At 37.3% G+C, this 21,700-nt stretch carries 19 protein-coding genes; 9 read left to right on the top strand and 10 right to left on the bottom strand.

The genetic code is table 11. From position 1 onward, the window contains the following. Position 1: 1 nt before the first annotated feature. The 3 genes from N0B16_RS10030 to N0B16_RS10020 are packed head-to-tail and all read left to right on the top strand — an operon-like array spanning position 2 to position 2,036. Positions 2–382 carry an ApeI family dehydratase gene (locus N0B16_RS10030; protein WP_262990719.1) on the top strand — a complete coding sequence of 127 codons (381 nt, stop codon included), beginning with the start codon at positions 2–4 and terminating at the stop codon, positions 380–382. After that, on the top strand, positions 379–864 hold the full coding sequence (locus N0B16_RS10025) for a hypothetical protein (protein WP_262990718.1): 486 nt from the start codon (positions 379–381) through the stop codon (positions 862–864). Before N0B16_RS10030 ends, N0B16_RS10025 begins: the two co-directional genes overlap by 4 nt. Then, entirely contained in the window at positions 864–2,036 is a 1,173-nt protein-coding gene (locus N0B16_RS10020; RefSeq protein ID WP_262990716.1) for a DUF2062 domain-containing protein, read from the top strand. Before N0B16_RS10025 ends, N0B16_RS10020 begins: the two co-directional genes overlap by 1 nt. 76 nt (positions 2,037–2,112) lie before the next feature. Here the strand turns inward: N0B16_RS10020 and N0B16_RS10015 are convergent, their stop codons facing one another. The 9 genes from N0B16_RS10015 to flxA all read right to left on the bottom strand — a co-directional run bounded on the left by N0B16_RS10015 (position 2,113) and on the right by flxA (position 13,806). Then, the gene (locus tag N0B16_RS10015) at positions 2,113–4,128 is read right to left on the bottom strand and encodes an FG-GAP-like repeat-containing protein (RefSeq protein WP_262990715.1); all 2,016 of its coding nucleotides are present in this window, start codon (positions 4,126–4,128) and stop codon (positions 2,113–2,115) included. Positions 4,129–4,147: 19 nt separating this feature from the next. Beyond that, positions 4,148–5,239, bottom strand: coding sequence for a hypothetical protein (locus tag N0B16_RS10010; RefSeq protein ID WP_262990714.1), 1,092 nt, complete (start codon positions 5,237–5,239; stop codon positions 4,148–4,150). Positions 5,240–5,421: 182 nt separating this feature from the next. Then, positions 5,422–7,077: a C45 family autoproteolytic acyltransferase/hydrolase gene (locus tag N0B16_RS10005; protein ID WP_262990794.1), complete on the bottom strand. Its 1,656-nt coding sequence runs from the start codon at positions 7,075–7,077 to the stop codon at positions 5,422–5,424. 91 nt (positions 7,078–7,168) lie between these two features. Continuing rightward, positions 7,169–8,704, bottom strand: coding sequence for a phytoene desaturase family protein (locus N0B16_RS10000; RefSeq protein ID WP_262990713.1), 1,536 nt, complete (start codon positions 8,702–8,704; stop codon positions 7,169–7,171). A 270-nt stretch (positions 8,705–8,974) separates the two neighbouring features. Further along, the gene (locus tag N0B16_RS09995; protein ID WP_262990712.1) at positions 8,975–9,865 is read right to left on the bottom strand and encodes a lysophospholipid acyltransferase family protein; all 891 of its coding nucleotides are present in this window, start codon (positions 9,863–9,865) and stop codon (positions 8,975–8,977) included. 64 nt (positions 9,866–9,929) lie between these two features. Next, the gene (locus N0B16_RS09990) at positions 9,930–10,184 is read right to left on the bottom strand and encodes an acyl carrier protein (protein ID WP_262990711.1); all 255 of its coding nucleotides are present in this window, start codon (positions 10,182–10,184) and stop codon (positions 9,930–9,932) included. Between the two features lie 4 nt (positions 10,185–10,188). Continuing rightward, the gene (locus N0B16_RS09985) at positions 10,189–11,409 is read right to left on the bottom strand and encodes a beta-ketoacyl-[acyl-carrier-protein] synthase family protein (RefSeq protein ID WP_262990710.1); all 1,221 of its coding nucleotides are present in this window, start codon (positions 11,407–11,409) and stop codon (positions 10,189–10,191) included. 65 nt (positions 11,410–11,474) lie between these two features. Next, positions 11,475–12,206 carry a flexirubin biosynthesis SDR family reductase FlxB gene (gene flxB, locus N0B16_RS09980; protein WP_262990709.1) on the bottom strand — a complete coding sequence of 244 codons (732 nt, stop codon included), beginning with the start codon at positions 12,204–12,206 and terminating at the stop codon, positions 11,475–11,477. 82 nt (positions 12,207–12,288) lie between these two features. Next, the gene (gene flxA, locus N0B16_RS09975) at positions 12,289–13,806 is read right to left on the bottom strand and encodes a flexirubin biosynthesis tyrosine ammonia-lyase FlxA (RefSeq protein ID WP_262990707.1); all 1,518 of its coding nucleotides are present in this window, start codon (positions 13,804–13,806) and stop codon (positions 12,289–12,291) included. Positions 13,807–13,902: 96 nt separating this feature from the next. Between flxA and N0B16_RS09970 the strand changes: the two genes are divergently transcribed. Further along, on the top strand, positions 13,903–15,150 hold the full coding sequence (locus N0B16_RS09970) for an NAD(P)/FAD-dependent oxidoreductase (RefSeq protein WP_262990706.1): 1,248 nt from the start codon (positions 13,903–13,905) through the stop codon (positions 15,148–15,150). 8 nt (positions 15,151–15,158) lie between these two features. Here the strand turns inward: N0B16_RS09970 and flxY are convergent, their stop codons facing one another. After that, on the bottom strand, positions 15,159–16,457 hold the full coding sequence (flxY, locus tag N0B16_RS09965) for a flexirubin biosynthesis putative acyl-CoA ligase FlxY (protein WP_438265274.1): 1,299 nt from the start codon (positions 16,455–16,457) through the stop codon (positions 15,159–15,161). Positions 16,458–16,661: 204 nt separating this feature from the next. Between flxY and ileS the strand changes: the two genes are divergently transcribed. The 5 genes from ileS (at position 16,662) to N0B16_RS09940 (ending at position 21,690) form a co-directional block, all read left to right on the top strand. After that, positions 16,662–20,048, top strand: coding sequence for an isoleucine--tRNA ligase (gene ileS / locus N0B16_RS09960; RefSeq protein ID WP_262990705.1), 3,387 nt, complete (start codon positions 16,662–16,664; stop codon positions 20,046–20,048). 59 nt (positions 20,049–20,107) lie between these two features. Beyond that, positions 20,108–20,488, top strand: coding sequence for a TraR/DksA family transcriptional regulator (locus N0B16_RS09955; RefSeq protein ID WP_230634760.1), 381 nt, complete (start codon positions 20,108–20,110; stop codon positions 20,486–20,488). A 92-nt stretch (positions 20,489–20,580) separates the two neighbouring features. Continuing rightward, entirely contained in the window at positions 20,581–20,820 is a 240-nt protein-coding gene (locus N0B16_RS09950) for a DUF6576 domain-containing protein (RefSeq protein ID WP_262990704.1), read from the top strand. 34 nt (positions 20,821–20,854) lie between these two features. Then, a complete protein-coding gene (locus tag N0B16_RS09945) occupies positions 20,855–21,052 on the top strand; it encodes a DUF2683 family protein (RefSeq protein ID WP_262990703.1) in 198 nt (65 codons plus the stop codon). Continuing rightward, positions 21,052–21,690 carry a lipoprotein signal peptidase gene (locus N0B16_RS09940; RefSeq protein ID WP_262990702.1) on the top strand — a complete coding sequence of 213 codons (639 nt, stop codon included), beginning with the start codon at positions 21,052–21,054 and terminating at the stop codon, positions 21,688–21,690. The genes N0B16_RS09945 and N0B16_RS09940 overlap by 1 nt, the downstream gene beginning before the upstream one ends. The last annotated feature ends 10 nt before the right edge of the window (positions 21,691–21,700 follow it).

Here is a 21,700-nt window from a genome sequence, read left to right as displayed (position 1 = left end):
TATGCAGACCATCCTTACCGGCTTTTATAGTTTAGAGACATATGAAAAAGCAGACAGCGGAAGCTTTATCGCTCATATCAAATTAAATGAAGATCACGATATTTTCAAAGGCCATTTCCCCGGAAATCCCGTAACGCCGGGAGTCTGTATGATGCAGATTGTAAAAGAGCTTACGGAAGAGTTTACCGGAAAAAAATTATTTCTGAAGTCGGCTTCTAATGTGAAGTTTATGGCCATCATTAATCCTTTTGAAACTCCGGATCTGAAGCTGCAATTGGATATTACAGAGACTGATGATGGTGTGAAGGTAAAAAATACCACTTCTTTTGGCGAGACTATTGCATTAAAAATGTTGGCGCATTATAATACATTAAGCTCATGAAACTACTCTTATCCCTATTCACCGGTTTATTCTTATTTTTTCAGGCTTCTGATCTTGAAGTATTGCGAAACAGCTACTCAAAAGCCAATCTCTCTACTGAAGGGGCTAAAAATTTTATCGAGACCGCATCCAAAAAATTATCTTCAGATCCTGTCATTACAGGTTATAAAGCTGCCGCTGAAATTTTGGAAGCTAAAATCACAACAGAAAAAAATAAAAGAAAAACCCATATAAAAACAGGAGCCACTGCTCTTGAAAACGCGATTAAAGCCAATCCGAACACTGTTGAGCTCAGAATCATCAGACTAAGCGTACAGGAAAATATTCCAAAGATTGTGGGCTACTCTAAAAACCTTAAAGAGGATAAAGCTTTTATTCTTAATAACTACGGTAAACAAAATGCTGCACTGAAGAGCTATATCAGAAAATTTGCCATGCAATCAAAAACGATGACTGCGGCAGAGAAAAATGCTTTGAAATAATGACCTTCAACGAAGTACAGACTGCCATCTCAGAAAGGAAAATCTGCATTTTAATTCCTACTTATAATAATGAAAAAACGCTGAAAAGAGTGATCAACGGCGTTTTGGAATATACTCAAAATATCATTGTGATCAATGATGGCTCTACAGATTCTACTTCGGAGATTTTAAAAAATTACAGTCAGATTACGGTTATCAACCTTCCTGAAAATAAAGGAAAAGGAAATGCGTTGAAAACAGGCTTCAGAAAAGCTGTGAAATTAGGCTTTAATCATGCGATTACCATTGATTCTGACGGACAGCATTATCCCGATGACATTCCGGTTTTTGTAGAGGCTTTGCTTGATGAAAAAATGGATATTCTCCTGATCGGCAACCGGAATATGACTCAGGACGGAATTCCTAAAAAAAGCAGTTTCGGAAACCGGTTTTCTAATTTTTGGTTCTGGTTTGAAACCGGAATTAAGCTTGAAGACACCCAATCCGGCTACAGATTATATCCTTTACATAAAATTCCGAAAAAATATTTTACCCCGAAATTTGAGTTTGAAATTGAAATCATTGTAAGAACAGCATGGAGGCGGATTCCCGTTAAAAATGTGCCGATCAAGGTTTTGTATGATCCCGCGGAACGGGTTTCGCATTTCAGGCCATTTAAAGATTTTACGAGAATCAGTATTCTGAATACAATTTTGGTTGCGATTACTTTAGTGTATATCATTCCCAGGAATTTTATTCATAATTTCAGGAAAAAGAGTTTAAAGAAATTTATACAGGAAGACATTTTAGAAAGCGAAGGTACTCCCCGTATAAAAGCATTTTCTATAGCATTGGGCGTTTTTGTGGGATTTCTGCCTTTTGGTGGTTATCATACCTTACTCGTTATTTCTCTTTCCGTACTTTTCAAGCTCAATAAAGTTTTGGCGTTTGTCGCTTCCAATGTAAGCCTTCCGCCATTTGTCCCTTTTATTATTGCTGCCGCTCTATTTTTAGGGGCTCCGTTTGTGAATGGGGACAGCAATATTTTCAGCCAGGATCTTAACTTTGATCTGGTAAAAAACAACCTTCTGCAATATGTAATCGGAAGCTTAATTCTAGCAACGAGCATGTCTGTTATTTCAGGGATCGCTACTTTTTTGTTTTTAAATAAAGTACATTCTAAACATCAATAAATTATTAGAAATGTTCAGGAGGGTTACAGCAAAGCCTTTGGCTTTGCTGTAACCCTCCTGAACAGAAAATTGTATCTTATTTTTTAATAATTTTATGAGAATATGTATTTCCGAACTGATCTTTCAGATGAAGCATATACATCCCGGATTTTAAACGATTTACCGACATTGAATTTTTATCAAGCTTAGCCTGTAAAACCATTTTACCGCTCATGTCATATATTTTTGCTTCTACAGGGGTAAAATCGCTTTTTGTGTTGAAGCTGATCATGTCATCGGCAGGATTTGGATATACGGTAAACAACCCTTTATTATTCTGAATTTCACTTACGCCCAAAGCAGAACCTTCTAAAACAAACAGGGTCGAATTTGGATTCACATTATTAATAACGTCAACAGTTCCGGAAGGCCATTTTACGACTACTTTTGTGATCGCAGTAGCCTGTCCGATTCCGAAATGGGTATTCAGGGTATTCATGTTCTGAAATCCTACGCCGCTTTGTACATCACGAATCTGTTTTCCCCAGCTTCCATAAATTTCTATTCTCGCTCCGATTCCGTTTCGGTTACTTTGTACTCCTTGCAGAGTCACTTTCAGCCATTTGTTGGTATTTCCGTTATTCATCAAAACATTGCTGCCATTCTGAATATCCAAAAACCCATCATTATTAAGATCTCCTACAGGTCTGTCATACAGGGACAGGTTGTAAGAATTTGCATTCGGCGTAAATTTAAAGGTTCCGTCTCCAAACATAATATTATAGTTCGCTCCCAGAATATCTAAAAACCCGTCATTATCAAAATCATATGCAACGTATTCTCTGCTTGTTGCTGACGTAAGATCATATCCTGATCCTGCAGAAACGTCCGTAAAGGTTCCGTTACCGTTATTACGCATTACTTTGCTTAATCCGTTGGAAGTTGAATTTATTCCTACAACAGCATCCATCCATCCGTCATTGTTAAAATCTCCCCATGCGGAAGACCAGGTTTGCGTAGGATTTGCCATATTTGCCGTTGCTGCCACATTGGTAAAAGTTCCGTTGCCGTTATTTCTGTGGAGCTCATCGATATTTCCTCCCGGCCCAGAACCTCCTCCGCTGCATTTGGCAATGTATAAATCTAAATCTCCGTCATTATCATAATCCATCCAGATCGATCCGTAATTTCCGCCAGAAGGGAAGTCGCCCAATCCGCCCTGGTTATGGTTCATATTAGTGCCGTCATTTAAATAAAATCTGTTGGGCGAATTATCGTCACAAACAAATGCGTCTAATTTTCCGTCATTATTGATGTCTATAAAATTGGTACGCTGCACGAGAAAAGACTGAGGTTTTTTCTCAGAAGTATAGGCTGTTCCTGTTGAATTTGCCTTTACAAAAGCAATTCCGCTTCCTGAACCGTACATTAAATCATTAAAACCATTATTATCAATATCTCCGGCAGAAATGCTCCAACTCGGTGTAATCACAGTACTTGGAATCGTGTAGGAAACATTATTAAATCCTCCTCCGTTTTGCTGGTATGAAATTACAATTTGTGTGGCACTTACCACTGAAACGATATCATCACGATAATCTCCGTTCATATCTACAATACAGTGATTCAAGCTTCCTGCTACAGTTACGGGAGTACTGGTAAACGAAAGCCTGTCTGCAAGAACGACTGCCTGACTTAATGTAAAATTAAATCCTAAGCTCGACCATTTATTATCAAATACAATGTAATAGGTAGTTCCTGCTGTAACGCCAAATGTAGTTTGTGCAGAATATCCTGAAAAATCGTCATTGGAAGCGACACAGGTAAGAGATCCGCAAGTTCCTGAATAAACGATTACTCTGGTATCGACATTCTGCCCTGAAATTACCGTAGATACTGTAATATTTCCGGTTTGTGTTGCCGTGTATTTGTACCATAATCCTGCAGTTCCTGCGGGACTCGTCAAACCACAAACAGAAGTAGGAGGTGTTCCTGTAACTGCAGGTGCGGTATAAGTTCCCAACGAAAGATTTACTGCCGTACTGCAGGTTAACTGAGCCATTGCCCAGGTTGCATTCAGCAATAAAAGAAAAAAAGAGATTTTTTTATTCATAGTTTAGTTTTTAAAATTATTAATTGCAGGGCTGAGTCATAGAATCAATCCATTGCTGAACGAGCAAAACACCGTCATCATGTACGACTGTTCTTCCCAACAATGGCATTCTGTTGCTTTCCTGTACTGAAGTAAGACGGTAATTCATCACCGATTTATTATGATTTCCCGGGCTTACTATTTTTTTAATCGATGCATCTATCGGTTCATCTGCATTTACACACACTCCAAGGTTGGTTAAATTCGTAGTCTGGCTGAAACTTAAGCGGATCGCACGATAATCGCAACGGGCATTATCCTGATGACAATGCGCACAGTTGATGTCTAAATAGGAACGCAGGCGTAAATCCAATGGTTTGCTGGTATCTTTATAATCTACCGTAGAAACAATATTAGAAGGATAACTCACCAAATATCCCTCATCAACCAACTTCTGCAGCTGATTTTTGAGGCCTTCCGGATAACTGTGGGATTTATTTAGATTCTGCGGTTTTACGCCAATGGGAACAGGTTTGTTGTCTAATTTGTGACATGCATAACATTCAGCTTCCGACGGGATTCTGTAATCTGTGGTTACGATGTCATTATTTTCTTTTTTGAAGGAAATATTTTTAGCACTTCCGCTGGTGAAATCATTTCCGGTAACCAACGTTGCTTCGGTCTGCGCATCGTTCCAAAGGTATTCTGCAAACGTCCATCCGCTAGATTTCCTGATCATTAACCGGGTTTCAATAATCTTGGTCGTATTATTCGGCTGCATGGTTGTGTAGTAGAAATTCTTGATCAAAACTGTTCCTACAGGAAAATTAAGCGTTTTATTGTCTCCGTCGAAAGTAGCTTTTGTTCCTTCCGGCATCCAGATAAATCTTTTCTTTGAGGCATAATCTGTGAATAATGAACTTGAAGGCTCATACGGAATCACCTTCTTTACCGGATTCAGATCTTTTAAATCTCCCGTAAAGAAAGAATAAGTAGATAATTTTGTGTACGGAACTTCGTTGATATTAAAATTTACAAATGAAGTTGAGGTGATCTCGGCAATTCCTTCATCATTTTTACAGGAAAAAAGCCAGAAAAGACAGAAGATACACAGAAAGTAGTTTTTTTTCATTAAAATGACTTTTGTAGAAAGCGAATATAAATATATTATGCATCGCTAACAAACATTTCACAAAAAAAATGAAAGCATTAACAAAAAGTATGTAATTAATATTTAAAAAAAATATAAAATATACATCAATAGTGAGTATTTGATGACAAATTGAAATATTTTAATTGATCCTGCCCAAGCTTTTAATTTTCTTTTTTCCTGATTTTTCTGAGGTATTTTTCTATATTGTTTCTGTCGAGAACAGTAGTAATTTCTTTCGTTGCAGCTTTTGCAAATTCTCTTTTTGCTTTCGAAAATGCTTTTTTATTAAAATAATATCTTCCTGCCTGATCATACACCAGCCAAAAGTCTGGGTTTAACGATTGATAATGCATAATAAACTCATCTGACAGCATTTTTTCTTTATCGTCTATTGCATCTTCAATCTGAGAGCTTAGCTTTTTATATTCTTTAAAATCTTTAAATTCCTGAGAATCCAGAAAAGGATCTTTAGCAATATTTAAATCTGACTTTGAAAATTCGCCTCTTTTTAACCTTTTATCCGAGAAAATTTCATTTAAATCATAACAGACAAATTCACCCAACTGATACGGATTTGAAGAGACCCAAACTAATTTTTTCTGAGGCGAAAAAATCACTGCATGATGCGCCAGAAGCTGATTGATGGCTTTTTCGTTTCCATAGCCTATTTTTTCGTCTTTCAGCCCGGACTGATCTCTTAAAACAGCCGCCATTTTTTCAGGATTTAATTTTTTATTCTGCGCTAAAAGCTGCTGTAGTTTTTCATAGCGGTATTCGGAATGGCTTTCTGCTATTTGTTTTTGATTTCTTTTATCATTTTTATAGGCCTCTGACTGAAAATGATTGGTACAGAAAATTTTCGCTGAATTCTGAACGCTGTACACTCCAAAATTATCCGGGGAAACTTCAATAATGACGGCGTTTTTATCGTTTGCACTGCCTACCAAAATAGATTCTGAAACAAAAACCTTTCTTTTTTTAGCAATAGAAATGGCTTCATCAATAGTTGTAGCATACTGCAGGATTTCTCTGGTTACTAAAGAAATCGGGGTCTTTGCCGTCAACGGAATTTTCGATTTTCCTGCGTTAATCGTCACGGTGATTCCTTCTTTATTCATTCCGGAAACCACACCGATCATTCCCGGCCAACTTACTGACATATAGGGAATTCCTTCTTCCGGCGCTACAAACTCCACTAATTTATTTTCTGCAAATTCGTCACCGACGTAGAAGTCAAAATTTCTTCCGATCAACAAATCGCCGTCTTCCGTGTTTTCATTCCAGACCGCGAGAGAAGTACAGCCCACCATGGCCAAATCCTGCATCGCATGACCGATATCGTGTGCGCCGTGCAGATATAAATTTCGTAGATATTTTGGTGCTATAAAATCATATTTATCGGAAGAATACTTTGATAAACCGTACAATTCTGCCTGATAATCTTCGCGTACATTGAGATACATCTTTCGATTATACCATTTCAGAAAGCCTCTTAAAAGATTTTGCTTAAACTTTGAAGGCACAAAACCCTCCACTTTTGAAAAGAAAATGTTTTCCTGCTTCTGCATCAGGCTCTGTGTTAAGGCGCCATTGTTATATCCCAACTGCAAAGGGTTTCCTTTAATGTATAGTTCCCAAAGCTGCTGTTTATTTTTGGTTAAATAATTCTGATTAAAACTAAAAGTAGAATCGTTGATTTTATTCACTTTCGGAATCTCTAATGAATATTTCTGTACTTCAGGAACATGTTTTATAGATTTTCTGGTTCCGCAAGAGGCCAGATTGATGAGCAAAAATAAGTAGAATAAAACCTTTATTTTGCGATATTTGTTATTCTGACGACAGGAAGAAGCTCTTTTTACAGATTCTTCATTACGCGTTGTTTCATTCAGAATGACAGACTGTCTATTATTTTTCACTCTTGTTTGTTTTAATCATTTGCGTTAAGCGCTCATCAATCACTTCTTTTCCTACCATCTCAGCACAGGTATTGAAAGCACCAATAGTGCAGCCGAGAATACCGTGCATATTGACAGACTGCCCCGTCAGAAACAGATTATCAATTTTTGTGCGTGGTGAAACCATTGTTTTTAAAGGGTTTTCTGAGCTTTTGACATATCCGTACATATTTCCCTCAAAACTTCCGATATAATCGCGGTAAGATAAGGGGGAAGAAGTATAAATGTTTTTTATATGATTTCTTAAATCCGGTATTTTTTTTTCTAAGGCCTGAATCATTTTCTCGGCTTTTTCTGTCTTAAACTGTTCGTAACACTTCCCTCTTTCTTCCTGGTCCGCAATGGTATTGATCGTATTTTCCCATTCTCTTACTTCTTCAAAATTCATATAAGAGATTGCCGTTATACTTTCTGCAAATTCAGGATTTTTTGACGCCGTTGACGAAAGCATATAGGTTTCCGGCCAGGTTTCTTTTTTATACCGGAAGGCATTCCAAACTGATTCCTGAGAAGAAAAATGATAGATGTTGTAATTAAAATTGGGGATAGCATCCGGTTTTAAAACCAAATACACGCTGAAACATGAAGATATCGGCTTCCAGCTTAAAATCCTGTTGAGAAAAGACTTTTTGAGCCTGTCTTCACCAATAAGCTTTATTAAGGAACGGATCTCAATATTAGATATAAATTTTTCTGAAAAATATTCTTTTCCGGATTTTGTTTTTACTGAACTTAAAACATTGTTTTCATCAAAAACCATTTCAGAAACCTCAGCATGTTTGTACACTTCTGCACCGTATTCTCTAAGCTTCCTGATCAGTAATTTTGAAATCTGACTTCCGCCCTGTACACATTTGTAGGCACTTTGTATGTAAGAATTGACCGTGAGCGCATGAACATAAAAAGGCACGTTTTCAGAATCTCCGGCATATAAAAAATTAGAACCCAGCAACACCGCCTGAAGCTTTTCATTTGCAGTGATCGATTCGATGAATCTTTTCGTATTTAAATGGAGGATTTCTTCATTATACTGATCTTTTCCGACAAGATTGTATCGCGGAAAACCGTTGCATATTCTTTGTATTTCTTCACAATAATTTTCAAGGTTTTCTCTTTCTTCAGGAAAAAATGCAGAAAGTTGCTGTACAAAATTACGGTAGCCTTGTGCATGAGGATACTCTGATTCATCATCTCCGAAGGTGATTTTGTCAAAACCGTTTTCATCCATTTTCTGCAGTTGCAGACCATCCATAATTCCTAAATAAGAGAAAAACTGATGCAGATTCTGCCCTTCAGAAAGCCCGCCTACGTAATGAACACCGGTGTCAAAAATCAATTTGTTGCGGGAAAAGGTTTGTAAATTTCCGCCATATTGGTTGTTTTTCTCCAGTACACAGACTTTTAAGCCTTCTTTTGCAAGAATCAGTGCGGAAACAAGACCTCCAAGTCCGCTGCCGATAACCAATATGTCGTATTGTTTTTTCAAAGGAGAAATGATTAGTAATCTATTTATTTATTCAAGATCACAATGATTTTTTTTAATGATTGAATTTCCACCGTTCGCAAAGAGGCCTTACTTTGTCGAATTTCTGATTTCGCTCAGCAAAGTACACAATATTTAGCAATTTAAAACACAGAATTATTCGCAGCCCGACTTGAACGGAGCTCTTTTTGTGCAGCGAAGCGGAACAAAAAAGCGGGAGTGGAAGGCGGATAAAGCTGCCCAAACCTAACCCAGTGTTTCGATGCAGTCAGATTACAATAAATCTGCATCATCCCAAAAGTCGAAATAATTGAACCATTGTAGCGGATATTTTCTGATCATGGATTCTAAATTCTGAACATACGAATGTAAAAGCCCTTGAGCGTCTCGCTTTTTTACCTGTTCCGCCACTCTTGCATACAGATGATAATGAAGGTTTTTTTCTTTCATTACATAAACATACACCACCGGAACATTCAACCTGGAAGCGATCAGAAAGGGTCCTGCCGGAAATTTTGCGCTTTTCCCGAGTAAATCTGCTTCGAGGAATTTTGAACCTTCGAAATAACGGTCTCCGGTAAAACAGATCAATTCGTTTTTTGACAGCGCCTCATTGATGTCGAAAATATGTGACATATCTTCTTTTACATAAACGAACTTAATGGTGCTTTTTTTAACAGTGACACTTTCAAGATATTCTTTAATCACGGTAACTTCGTGATCTGTTGTGACTAAATTGATTTGACAGTCAAAATCGATATCGGCAAAGAAATGTTCTGCGATTTCAAAATTTCCGATATGGGCGCTGATCAGAATTCCACCTTTTTTTTCGTTTAAAAGATTTTTGAGATTTTCTACACCGTCGAATTCATAGGTGAACTTTTCTCGTAATCCCGCAGATATTGCCGTCTTATCAATAAGAATTTTCCCAAAAGTAAAATAGCTTTTGAAAATAGAGAATTTAGTTTTCCAGAATTGATAATTGAGCCGTTCTTTGAAGTAATATGAAATGTACTGATTGCTCTTTTTTTCAAATATAAAATAATAAGCTGCCACAAAGTACAGTACAACATATGAACTTCGGATTCCTAAATGGGTAATGCACCAGACAAAGATTCTGTAGCCCAATATGGTTCCTTTAGATTTTCCTTTCCACTTGTTCATGATCAGTTACCAAAGCATTGATGTAACAGGGTAAGCATTATTCAGAGTAAATATAGATCTATAATTATATGTTTTTGTCAGCCAGTTTATTTTCAATAGTAGTATAAAAATCATCAAATGTGACGATATCTTTAAAGTCGTTTTCGCCCAGTTTCACTCCGAAATTAGATTCAATCACTACGACCAAATCGATATAATCTAAACTGTCTAAGCCTAACGTTTTTTTAAAATGGGCATCATTGCTGATCTCATCACCATCAACTTCAAATTCATTGATTAAAAAATCATTAGCAATGTCAACAATTTTTTCTCTTTCCATGTTTTTACTCAAATTTTTTAACGATTAATGCAGAATTTGTTCCTCCGAATCCGAAAGAATTCGACAAAAATACGTCAATTTTTTGGTTTTTAGTTTGGGAGATTAGATTTATCTTTTGAGCGTCTTCATCAGGGTTTTCAAGATTGATATTGGGAGCAATAAAGCCATTCTGCATCATTAAAATTGAATAGATCACTTCGCTTGCACCCGCCATCCAACATTCATGGCCGGTCATTGATTTGGTAGAACTTACCGGAACTCCGCTTCCGAAAATTTCATAAATCGCTTTCGCCTCATTGGCATCACCGAGCGGTGTAGACGTGGCATGAGCATTAATATAATCAATATCTTTTGCCGCCAAGCCGGATTGTCTCAGTGCTCGTTCCATCGCTAAGGCAGGTCCTTCAACGTTAGGTGTTGAAATATGCCCTCCATTTGATGAGAAGCCATAGCCGATAATTTCTCCTAAAATAGAAGCGCCTCTTTTTTGTGCAGATTCCAGGCTTTCAACCATTAAAGTAGCTGCTCCACCACTTGGAATCAAACCGTCTCTTGCTGAATCGAAAGGTCTTGACGCTTTTGCAGGCTCATCTTCCCTTACGGAAAAAACTCCTAAACCGTCAAAGCTTGCCATCGAATATTTGTTGGTTTCCTGAGCACCGCCGCAGATAATCATCTCCTGAAAACCATTTTTAATCATCATATAGGCCAATCCCAAAGAGTGGGAACCGCTTGCGCAGGCTGCACTGATCGTTAAATTGATCCCTCTTAATTTAAAGATCGTAGAAAGATTCATGGTAACGGTAGAATTCATTGATTTGAAAATCGCTCCGGAACCCATCAAAGTAGTGTCGTGTTTTTCTCTTGCAATGTCGATAGATTCTACGACTGCTTTAGAAACGCTGTCGTTGCCGTATAAAATTCCGACTTCATTATTATCCAGAAAATCCTGGTTTATATTCGCTTGTTGAAGGGCATCAAGGGTCGCAAGATAAGCATATTCACTTTCTTCGCCCATGCTTATGCGCTGTCTTCTGTTCAGAAGATTTTTGAGATCGGGCTTTGGAACGACCCCGCTGAGACCGGATCTGAACCCGAATTCTTTTCTTTCATCTACCAGGACAATTCCTGATTTGCCTTGATGCAGGGATTCTTTCACTTCTTCCAAAGAAGTTCCGATGCAGGAATATATTCCCATCCCGGTAATAACTACCCTATTTTCCATTTTAGACTGTACGTTTAAGATTTCAGGTAAATAAAATACTGCTTTCTATTATCTGCTACCTGATTTTATGAATAAATTCCACCATTAATATTAATAACCTCACCCGTGATGTACGAAGATTTTTTTGACGCTAAGAACGCAACCAAATCTGCCACTTCTTCAGCTTCACCAAATCTATTAGCTGGAATCATTGCTTTCAGTTCATCTTCATTAAAATCCTGCGTCATGTCGGTTTTGATAAAGCCCGGCGCAACTGCATTTACGGTAATATTCCTTTTAGCAACTTCCTGAGCAAGAGCTTTTGTAGCCCCCACGACAGCACCTTTTGCTGCAGAATAATTGGTTTGGCCGGCTGTTCCCTTTACCCCGGAAACTGAAACCATATTGATGATTCTTCCATATTTATTACGTAACAGTTTTTGGATAAAGAAATTCGTCACATTGAAAAAACCATTTAAACTGGTATTGATCACTGCATTCCAGTCCTCAATCGGCATCCACATAAATAAGCCGTCTTTTGTAATTCCGGCGTTATTCACGATAACTTCAACTACAGAATCGGGATTATTTTCCTGCCATTTTCCTAATACGTTTAAAGTCTCTTCAGTATTCCCGACATCAAATTTTAGAATTTCTCCCGTGGAGCCCAATTCTTTAACCTTTTCCAAAGTTTCGTTTGCTGCCGATTCGTTTGAGGTGTAATTGATTAAGATATGGTAATTTTTATCTTCTGCCAGTTTTATACAGATTGCTCTACCAATACCTCTGGAACCTCCTGTTACGATTGCACATTTCATGGATTGTTATTTTTTTACCAAACTAGGATTATAAATTTAGCCGATGCTTATTGTTGAACATTCCGGCTCTTCTTAAAATTCCTTATTTTTTTAAATATTGCTTTACCTTTTCTAAATATGGATACATAATCATATCGTCTGAAAAAGCTGGTATAATTTTCCTGATCTCATCATACAATTCTTTTGTTTTAGACGAAACCTGATTCTGATAATCTAAATATTCAATGGCCTGAACGATCGTAATCGCTTCAATGGCCAATACTTCAAAAGCATTTTCTATTACTTTTCTGCAGATCACGGCTGCATTGGTCCCCATGCTTACAATATCCTGATTATCATTATTATTAGGAATGCTGTGTACATACATAGAATTGGAAAGCATTTGGCTTTCTGCAGTGGTGGAAGTCGCGGTAAACTGAACACCCTGCATGCCAAAATTAAAACCTAATTTGCCTAAATTAACAAACGGAGGCAAAATTTCGTTGATTTTTGAGTTTAAAAGATAATTCAGCTGCCTTTCAGCAAGCATGGTTAATTTCGTTACCACAATTTTAAGTTTGTCCATTTCCAGGGAAATATAATCGCCGTGAAAGTTTCCACCGTGGTAAACATGCTGGTCTTCAACATTGATAATCGGATTATCATTTGCGGAATTGATCTCGTTCTCAAGCACTTTCTCTGTATATTCCAACGTATCTAAAACAGGCCCTAAAATCTGCGGAACACATCTCAAAGAATAATATTCCTGAACCTTTTCTTTGAACACCTTTTCCTGCTCTTCAAAATGAGTATATAAATGATCTGCCCTTTTTCTGATCAATTGACTGTCAGACAAATGCGAACGCATTTTTTCAGCAATCTTTTGCTGGCCTTCATGAAGTTTGGTTCCGTTTAAGGCTTCAGATAAATGATCGTCATAGGCCTGAACAATCTCATTAATGGCACAAGATAATGAAATGGATATTTCAGTTAACTGACTGGCTTTGTATGCATTAACAATACCAATTCCTGACATTACGGAAGTTCCGTTCATCAAAGCGAGACCTTCACGGATCTCAACCTTAATAGGTTCTAACCCTTCGGTTTCAAAAACGTCTTTTGTCGATTTTCTTTCACCTTTATAAAAAACTTCACCTTCACCGATTAAAACCAAAGCTAGATGAGCCAATTGCACCAAATCTCCACTTGCACCTACTCCTCCATGCTCGAAAATCAATGGCGTAATATCTCTGTTTATTAACTCTTTAAGTAGAAAAACAACAGATTCATGTACTCCGGAATTTCCTAACGACAAAGTATTTAATCTCGCCAACATGCATGCTTTCACTTCATCTGCAGGAAGTGGGTTTCCAATGCCCGAAGAGTGGCTTCTGATTAAATTGTACTGTAACTGATGGGTATCTTCATCACTGATTTTAAATTGAGCCATCGGTCCGAAACCTGTATTTACACCATATATTACTTTGTTTTTTGAAAATTCTTTTAAAAACTGAAAACTCTTATTCACACGATTGAGAAGTACCTCATCCAGTTCTATTTTTTCATTATCAATAATGATCTTTTGAAAATCGCTCAGTTTTAAAAAGTTATTTATCTTCATTAATTAAAGTAATAATATATAATTTTGTAAAAATATGATTTTTTGTCACTAATTTTGCGGCAAAGATAGAAGTTATTCTTAAAATAAAAAACCAAGATGAGCAAAGAATTTGTTGATGTACTTGTTATCGGGGCGGGACCTTCCGGTTGTGTATCTTCTTCCTATTTAAAGAACAATAACGTCAAGGTGAAAGTTGTAGAAAAAACACAGTTTCCTAGATTGGTGGTTGGCGAAAGCTTAATTCCGAGGGTGATGGATCATTTTGATGAAGCAGGACTTTTTCCGGCTTTGGACAAAATGGGGTTTGAAAAGAAATTGGGCGCCCGTTTTTTAAGAGGGGATGAAGTTTGTATCTTTGATTTCAGTGATAAATTCGGAGAAGGATGGGACTGGACATGGCAGGTTCCGAGAGCCGATTTTGACAATACGCTGGCTCAGGAAGTAATTAATAAGGGTATTGATCTTGAGTTTGAAACTGAAGTGATCGATATCAAGTTTAACGGAACAGATTCTATAACCACTGTTAAAAATAAAAATGGGGAAACGAAAGAAATTCATGCAAAATTCGTCATTGATTCCAGCGGTTACGGCAGAGTTTTACCTCGCCTTTTAGATTTAGAAAAACCCTCAAAATTATCACCGCACTCTGCAATTTTTTCCCACGTTAAAGATATCAACCGAGAAGAGGGCGTAGAAGGAACTTTGATCTCTTTTGATATTATTGAAACTGAAGTCTGGCTTTGGGTAATCCCTTTTTCAAATGGGAATACAAGTGTGGGAATAGTGGGTCCGACTGAATATATTGATCAGTTATCTGAAAACGGAGATCCTGCAGAAGCACTGAAAAAAGCAATTTCCTTATCAGATTATTACGTGAAACGTTTCGGAAATACAGAGTTTCTTTTTGAACCGAGACATCTGAAAGATTATTCCTGCTCAGTTAAAAAATTATTCGGTGATGGATTTGCTTTGACAGGAAATGCTTCAGAATTCCTTGATCCGGTTTTCTCATCGGGAATGGCTTTTGCCACAGAAGGCGGTATGACAGCTGCAAAACTGGCATTAAGACAGCTGAACGGAGAACAAGTGGATTGGCAAAAAGAATTTGCAGATTATATCCTATATGGGGTAGATGTTTTCACAACCTATGTGAAAGAATGGTATACCGGCAATCTTCAGGAATTATTTTTCCACCAGCCGGAAAACCCCGATGTAAAAAGGAAAATCTGTGCAGTTTTGGCAGGTTATGTGTGGAATAAAGACAATCCTTTCGTGAAAAAACATGATACGGTGATAAAAAATCTTGCAAATCTTATAAAAACCGAGAAGCAGGCGTTACAATAAGAATCTTTCTATTTATCAAATTGCCTTAAATCGATAAAAGTAGCCGGTTTTCTGCTTGCCGGATTATAAACCGTTTTCGATAAAACTTCAAAATCTACCATTTCAATTTTGGGGCTTACCCGCAATTTGGCCCGGAAATGATCCCTCACTTCATTCACAAAATTCTCAGAATCGCTGTCTGTACTTATTTTAATGATAATTTCATCCAACCCGATTTCATTAGACTGAATAACGATCTGGTAACATAAGATATTCGTAAAATCATTAAGGATATCATTCATTGCAGGCGGATATAAAGTAGTTCCTTTATATTTGATCATCTGCTGCTTTCTTCCGACAACAGGACCCAATCGCATGGTGTTTCTTCCGCATTGGCAAGGCTCGTAATGGGCTTTTACAACATCCCCGGTTTTGAATCTCAATAAAGGAATCGCTTCCACACCTAAAGTGGTAATAACCAGTTCCCCACTTTCTCCTTCTTTTACAGGATTTTCTTCATCATCAAGAATCTCAGTGATGATTAACTCCGGATGTTGATGGCCCCCGATCTGATATTCGCATTCTGTAAAGGCCGTACCCATTTCTGTAGAAGCATACGTGGAGAATAATTTAATATTCCATTTTTCTTTGATCTTTTGCGAAAGGATATTATCCGTAAAATCCTGATTTTTTATACTTTCCCCAATACAAACTGCACCGTAAACACTTGAATTCTTATAGTCAATTCCGTGCTTTTCAGCATAATCAATCATTTTCAGTAAAAAAGACGGAACGGTAATGAGATATTTCGGCTGATACCGGGAAATTGAATCCCATTGCAGTTCGGGAATTCCCGGTCCCATTCTTACAACACTTGCCCCCATTTTTCTCAAACCTAGAAAATATGCCAAACCCGCCATAAACCGTTTATCAATGGTAGTGATCATCTGTACCACGTCTCCCTTTTGAATTCCTGCACAAACAAAAGAAATCGCTTCGTTATAAGCCAGCCTTTCAAGATCGTTATCTGACAAACCGAAGGTTACAGGATCGCCTAAAGTTCCCGAAGTTGTACTGTAATCCACAATTTTATCATTGGAAACGCAGAAAAAATCATCATTATTCTGCTGAATATCATTTTTTGTCGTGGTCGGAATTTTCTGTAAATCTTCCAGCGTCAGAATATCGGCAATGTTAATATTATTTTCTTTGAAAAGTCTCTTATAGAAAGGTGAATACGATTCAAGATATATTAAAAGCTCCCGGAGTTTGTGCTCCTGAAATTTTTCAATTTCCTGAAAATTCGATTTTTCGATTGACGGATACAGTTCCAATAGTTTAAATTTAGAAGACAAATTTATTATTTAAAATCAAAAGATCAATTGTTTAAACGGTTTAAAAAAATTGTTCCTCTGATATCATTCTGAAATTAAAGTTTTTAATCGAAGCTTTCAAAATAAACATATATTATAAAACGACAAAAAATCACTAAATTTGCCAACTTCATTAATCAACGAAATTGAGATACTACAATGAGCCAATTTAAAGAATATAAAAACCTCAATCTTATAGACGTCGCGGAAAACGTTTCTGAATTCTGGAAAGCCCATAATACATTTGCAAAAAGTGTAGAAACGCGAGAAGGAAATCCTGAGTTTGTATTCTACGAAGGTCCGCCTTCTGCCAACGGAATGCCGGGAATTCACCACGTGATGGCAAGAGCGTTGAAAGATATTTTCTGCCGTTATCAGACGCAGAACGGGAAACAGGTTTTCCGTAAAGCAGGTTGGGACACTCACGGACTTCCGGTAGAATTAGGAGTTGAAAAAGAACTTGGAATTACAAAAGAAGATATTGGCAAAAAAATTTCAATCGAAGATTACAACAAAGCCTGTCGTGAAGCCGTAATGCGCTACACCGACGTATGGAACCATCTTACAGAAAAAATTGGCTATTGGGTAGATCTTGAAGATCCGTATATTACGTACAAGTCAAAATATATGGAGACGGTTTGGTGGCTGCTGAAGCAGTTGTATGATAAAGGATTATTGTATAAAGGCTACACCATTCAGCCGTATTCTCCGAAAGCGGGAACCGGGCTTTCTTCGCATGAAGTCAACCAACCCGGAGCGTATCGCGATGTTTCTGACACGACTATTGTGGCTCAGTTTAAAACATTACCAGAAACATTACCTTCCTTTTTACAGGGTTTCGGAGATATCCATTTTTTAGCATGGACGACTACTCCTTGGACGTTGCCTTCCAATACCGCCTTAACGGTCGGTCCAAAAATCGATTACGTTTTAGTAAAAACATTTAACCAATACACTTTTGAACCCATTAATATTGTTTTGGCTAAACCTTTGGTTGGAAAACAGTTTGGAAAAAAATTCGCTGAAGGAACAGATGAAGATTTTAACAATTATACTTCAGAAAGTAAAGTTATCCCCTACCAAATTCTGGCAGAATTCAAAGGTTCAGATTTGGTTGGAATTAGATATGAACAGCTTTTACCTTACGCTTTACCATACCAAAATCCGGAGAACGCATTCAGAGTGATTTCAGGAGATTTTGTGACCACCGAAGACGGAACGGGAATTGTTCATACTGCACCTACTTTTGGTGCGGATGATGCAAAAGTTGCCAAAGAAGCAACACCGGAAGTTCCGCCGATGTTGGTTTTAAATGAAAACGGAAATCCGGTTCCTTTAGTAGATATGCAAGGGAAATTTACTGCTCATATGGGAGATTTTGCCGGTAAATATGTCAAAAATGAATATTATGATGCAGGATCAGCCCCAGAAAAGTCTGTTGATGTTGAAATCGCAATTCGTTTAAAAGAAGAAAATAAAGCTTTCAAAGTAGAAAAATATGTTCACAGTTACCCACACAGCTGGAGAACTGATGAGCCTTTATTATATTATCCGTTGGATTCCTGGTTTGTAAAAATGACCGCTGTAAAAGACAGACTGGTAGATTTAAACAAAGAAATCAACTGGAAGCCAAAATCAACCGGAGAAGGTCGTTTTGCGAACTGGCTGGAAAATGTGAACGACTGGAACCTTTCCCGCTCAAGATATTGGGGAATTCCGTTGCCAATCTGGAGAACGGAAGATTTGAAAGAAGAGACAATCATCGGTTCTGTAGAAGAATTATATAATGAGATCGAAAAATCGATCAAAGCCGGCTTTATGGAAGAAAATCCTTTCAAAGGGTTTGAGATCGGAAATATGTCTGAAGAAAATTATTCTTTGGTTGATCTGCATAAAAATATCGTTGACAAAGTGATTTTGGTTTCAGATTCCGGAAAAGCGATGAGCCGTGAAAATGATCTGATTGATGTCTGGTTCGATTCCGGCTCAATGCCATATGCACAATTGCATTATCCTTTCGAAAATAAAGAATTAATTGATTCTAATAAAGCATTCCCTGCAGATTTCATCGCAGAAGGGGTAGACCAGACTCGTGGATGGTTTTATACACTTCATGCCATCGGAACGGCGGTATTTGATTCCGTAGCGTATAAAAACGTGATGAGCAACGGATTGGTTCTGGATAAAAACGGCCAGAAAATGTCTAAACGACTGGGCAATGCAGTTGATCCGTTTGAAACGCTTGCGGTTTACGGTCCGGATGCGACACGTTGGTACATGATTTCGAATGCCAATCCTTGGGAAAACCTGAAGTTTGACATCGAAGGAATTGATGAGGTGCGACGAAAATTCTTCGGAACGCTGTATAATACCTATTCATTTTTCGCTTTATACGCTAATGTTGACGGATTTAAGTATGCTGAAAAAGACATTCAAAACCGCCCTGAAATTGACCGGTGGATTTTATCTGAACTCAATTTATTAATCAAAGAAGTAAAAGCATTCTACGAAGATTACGAGCCGACAAGAGTGGCAAGAGCCATCAGTAATTTTGTAAATGACAACTTAAGTAACTGGTATGTACGATTATGCAGAAGACGTTTCTGGAAAGGAGATTATTCTGATGACAAAATCTCTGCTTACCAGACTTTATATACGTGTTTGGAAACCGTTGCCAAACTGTCTGCACCAATTGCACCATTTTTTATGGATCAATTGTATCAGGATTTAAATAATGTGACCGGAAAAGAAAATAACAAATCTATTCACTTAACAGATTTCCCGGTTGCCGATGACAGCCTGATTGATCAGGATCTGGTAGAAAAAACACATTTGGCGCAAAGCATTACCAGTATGGTTTTCTCATTAAGAAAAAAGGAAAACGTAAAAGTGCGTCAACCCTTGCAAAAAGTGCTGATTCCTGTTTTAGATCAAAAGACCCAGGAACAGATTGCGGCAGTAAGCGAATTAATTAAACAAGAAGTTAATGTTAAAGAATTGCAGCTAATCAATGCGGAAGAAGCTTCCCATTTAATTGTAAAACAAATTAAGCCCAACTTTAAAACGCTCGGATCAAGACTTGGGAAAGACATGAAAGTAGTTGGGAATGAGATCAGTAATCTTTCTGTAGAACAGATTTCATCTCTGGAAAAAGAAGGGAAAATAGCTATTCAGGGATACGAAATCACGATCGCTGATGTAGAAATTTTTACAAAAGACATTCCGGGATGGACAGTAACTTCTGATGGAAAAACAACTGTGGCATTAGATTTGACGCTCACAGAAGAGTTGAAATCTGAAGGGGTTGCAAGAGAATTTATTAACAGGATTCAAAATATCAGAAAAGACAAAAATTTTGAATTAACAGACAAAATACGCATTATTTTGGAAGAAAACACACCGTTTTTGGAGCAGATCAGACAAAATGAAGCATATATTTCTTCCGAGGTTTTGTCAAATAAAATAGAAATTGTACCTTCACTTTCAAATTTTAACGAAATTGACATTGATGACCGGAATTTTAAGGTGAATATTGAAAAAAATTAATATATAATTATTCCTATTCAAAATTCCTTTTTATAATTTTATTAAAAAGAAAAAAAACCATGCAAGACGAAAGAGTAAGATATAATGATTCTGATTTACAGGAATTTAAAAAAATAATCAAAGAAAAAATAGAAAAAGCGGAGAAAGATCTTCAGCTGATCAGAGAAAGTTTCATCAATGACCAGAATAATGGTACCGATGATACTTCTCCTACTTTCAAAGCCTTTGAAGAAGGTGCAGAAACCTTGAGCAAAGAGCAGAATTCTATTTTGGCAGGAAGACAGGAAAAATTTGTAAGAGATCTTAAAAATGCCTTAATCCGAATAGAAAATAAAACATACGGTGTCTGCAGAGTAACCGGGAAACTCATTCCGAAAGAAAGACTTCTTGCGGTTCCTCACGCTACACTCAGCATTGAAGCTAAAAACATGCAGAGATAAATAATTTTATCTTATTTTTGTACATAATTATTGGGTTTATACAATGTTTTAAAGCATTATATAAACCTAATTTTTAATTATATATAGGAATTATGTATTTTATTTTAGCACTTATAATCATTGCTGTTGTCTGGTATTTTAACCGGGATAGAATCAAAAACCGCTTCTATCCGGATCAGCCTAAAAACCTGACTCTAGATCAGCAATTCAATGCTGATAAGCGCGAAAGAGAAAAGGAAATCGACCGTCTTCTCAGCAAAATGGGCAAAAACGGAATCAACGATTTGTCTTCAAAAGACAGAAAAAGACTTGATGAGCTTTCAAAAAAGTGAGCTTCATTCAGAACGATAAAAAAATTAATTTTAAATGGAAGCATTAATTGTACACCCCAAAAACCAGATGGAGCTGAATGCACTGAAGAGTGTGATGAAAGATATGGGAATCCGATATGAAAAATTTCACACGAGAGGGGCAAAAACACAAAATTTTGAACCCCGTACTGCACCGGTAAAAAAAGAAAAACCGGCACGGGATTTTAAAGATAAACCAAAGAAAGATCAGTAATGAAAAAGATAGCATTCGTAACCTTTCTTATTTTATTGATCGATCAGGCTTCCAAGATCTATGTCAAAACCCATTTTAATTTAGACGACAGCAATGTTGTTTTTCCTGGTTTTAAGCTAACCTTTGTGGAAAATCCGGGAATGGCGTACGGATTTCATTTCGGCGGACTGATCGGGAAATATTTTCTCGTTATTTTAAGGTTATTCCTGATCGGAGGAATGATTTATCTCTTTAGAAAATGGCTGAAACAAGGCGCTTCCAATTATCTTATCATCCCGATGGCTGTTATTTTTGCAGGTGCCATCGGAAATCTTATTGACGGGATGTTTTACGGTTTAATATTCGACAGCGGAACTGTTTTTGACGAAAGTACAGGCCGATGGATCGGCTACGGCGGAATTTCTAAACTGGTGCCTTTTGGAGAAGGATATTCTGCTTTCATGAAAGGTTGTGTCGTAGATATGTTTCATTTCCCTTTGGTTGACTGGTATGTTCCGGAAAGCTGGCCCATCATTGGCGGAAAACACATTGAGTTTTTTAAATATATTTTCAATGTAGCAGATTCCGCGATTACAGTAGGAGCCGCATTGCTGTTGATTTTCAGGAAAAAAGCTTTCCCGAATGGCCTGGAGTTTTAAATTGATCAAA

The sequence above is a fragment of the Chryseobacterium gilvum genome (assembly GCF_025628965.1).
GTDB classification, from domain to species: Bacteria; Bacteroidota; Bacteroidia; order Flavobacteriales; family Weeksellaceae; genus Chryseobacterium; species Chryseobacterium gilvum.
Note: the sequence above shows the minus strand (reverse complement) of the source record. Positions and strands in the feature narration are given on the sequence as shown.

Bases quoted from the DNA above. Each gene is read 5' to 3' on its own strand.
- N0B16_RS10030 (WP_262990719.1), top strand. From the start codon at position 2: ATGCAGACCATCCTTACCGGCTTTTATAGTTTAGAGACATATGAAAAA.
- N0B16_RS10025 (WP_262990718.1), top strand. From the start codon at position 379: ATGAAACTACTCTTATCCCTATTCACCGGTTTATTCTTATTTTTTCAG.
- N0B16_RS10020 (WP_262990716.1), top strand. From the start codon at position 864: ATGACCTTCAACGAAGTACAGACTGCCATCTCAGAAAGGAAAATCTGC.
- N0B16_RS10015 (WP_262990715.1), bottom strand. From the start codon at position 4,128: ATGAATAAAAAAATCTCTTTTTTTCTTTTATTGCTGAATGCAACCTGG.
- N0B16_RS10010 (WP_262990714.1), bottom strand. From the start codon at position 5,239: ATGAAAAAAAACTACTTTCTGTGTATCTTCTGTCTTTTCTGGCTTTTT.
- N0B16_RS09995 (WP_262990712.1), bottom strand. From the start codon at position 9,865: ATGAACAAGTGGAAAGGAAAATCTAAAGGAACCATATTGGGCTACAGA.
- N0B16_RS09990 (WP_262990711.1), bottom strand. From the start codon at position 10,184: ATGGAAAGAGAAAAAATTGTTGACATTGCTAATGATTTTTTAATCAAT.
- N0B16_RS09985 (WP_262990710.1), bottom strand. From the start codon at position 11,409: ATGGAAAATAGGGTAGTTATTACCGGGATGGGAATATATTCCTGCATC.
- flxB (WP_262990709.1), bottom strand. From the start codon at position 12,206: ATGAAATGTGCAATCGTAACAGGAGGTTCCAGAGGTATTGGTAGAGCA.
- flxA (WP_262990707.1), bottom strand. From the start codon at position 13,806: ATGAAGATAAATAACTTTTTAAAACTGAGCGATTTTCAAAAGATCATT.
- N0B16_RS09970 (WP_262990706.1), top strand. From the start codon at position 13,903: ATGAGCAAAGAATTTGTTGATGTACTTGTTATCGGGGCGGGACCTTCC.
- ileS (WP_262990705.1), top strand. From the start codon at position 16,662: ATGAGCCAATTTAAAGAATATAAAAACCTCAATCTTATAGACGTCGCG.
- N0B16_RS09955 (WP_230634760.1), top strand. From the start codon at position 20,108: ATGCAAGACGAAAGAGTAAGATATAATGATTCTGATTTACAGGAATTT.
- N0B16_RS09950 (WP_262990704.1), top strand. From the start codon at position 20,581: ATGTATTTTATTTTAGCACTTATAATCATTGCTGTTGTCTGGTATTTT.
- N0B16_RS09945 (WP_262990703.1), top strand. From the start codon at position 20,855: ATGGAAGCATTAATTGTACACCCCAAAAACCAGATGGAGCTGAATGCA.
- N0B16_RS09940 (WP_262990702.1), top strand. From the start codon at position 21,052: ATGAAAAAGATAGCATTCGTAACCTTTCTTATTTTATTGATCGATCAG.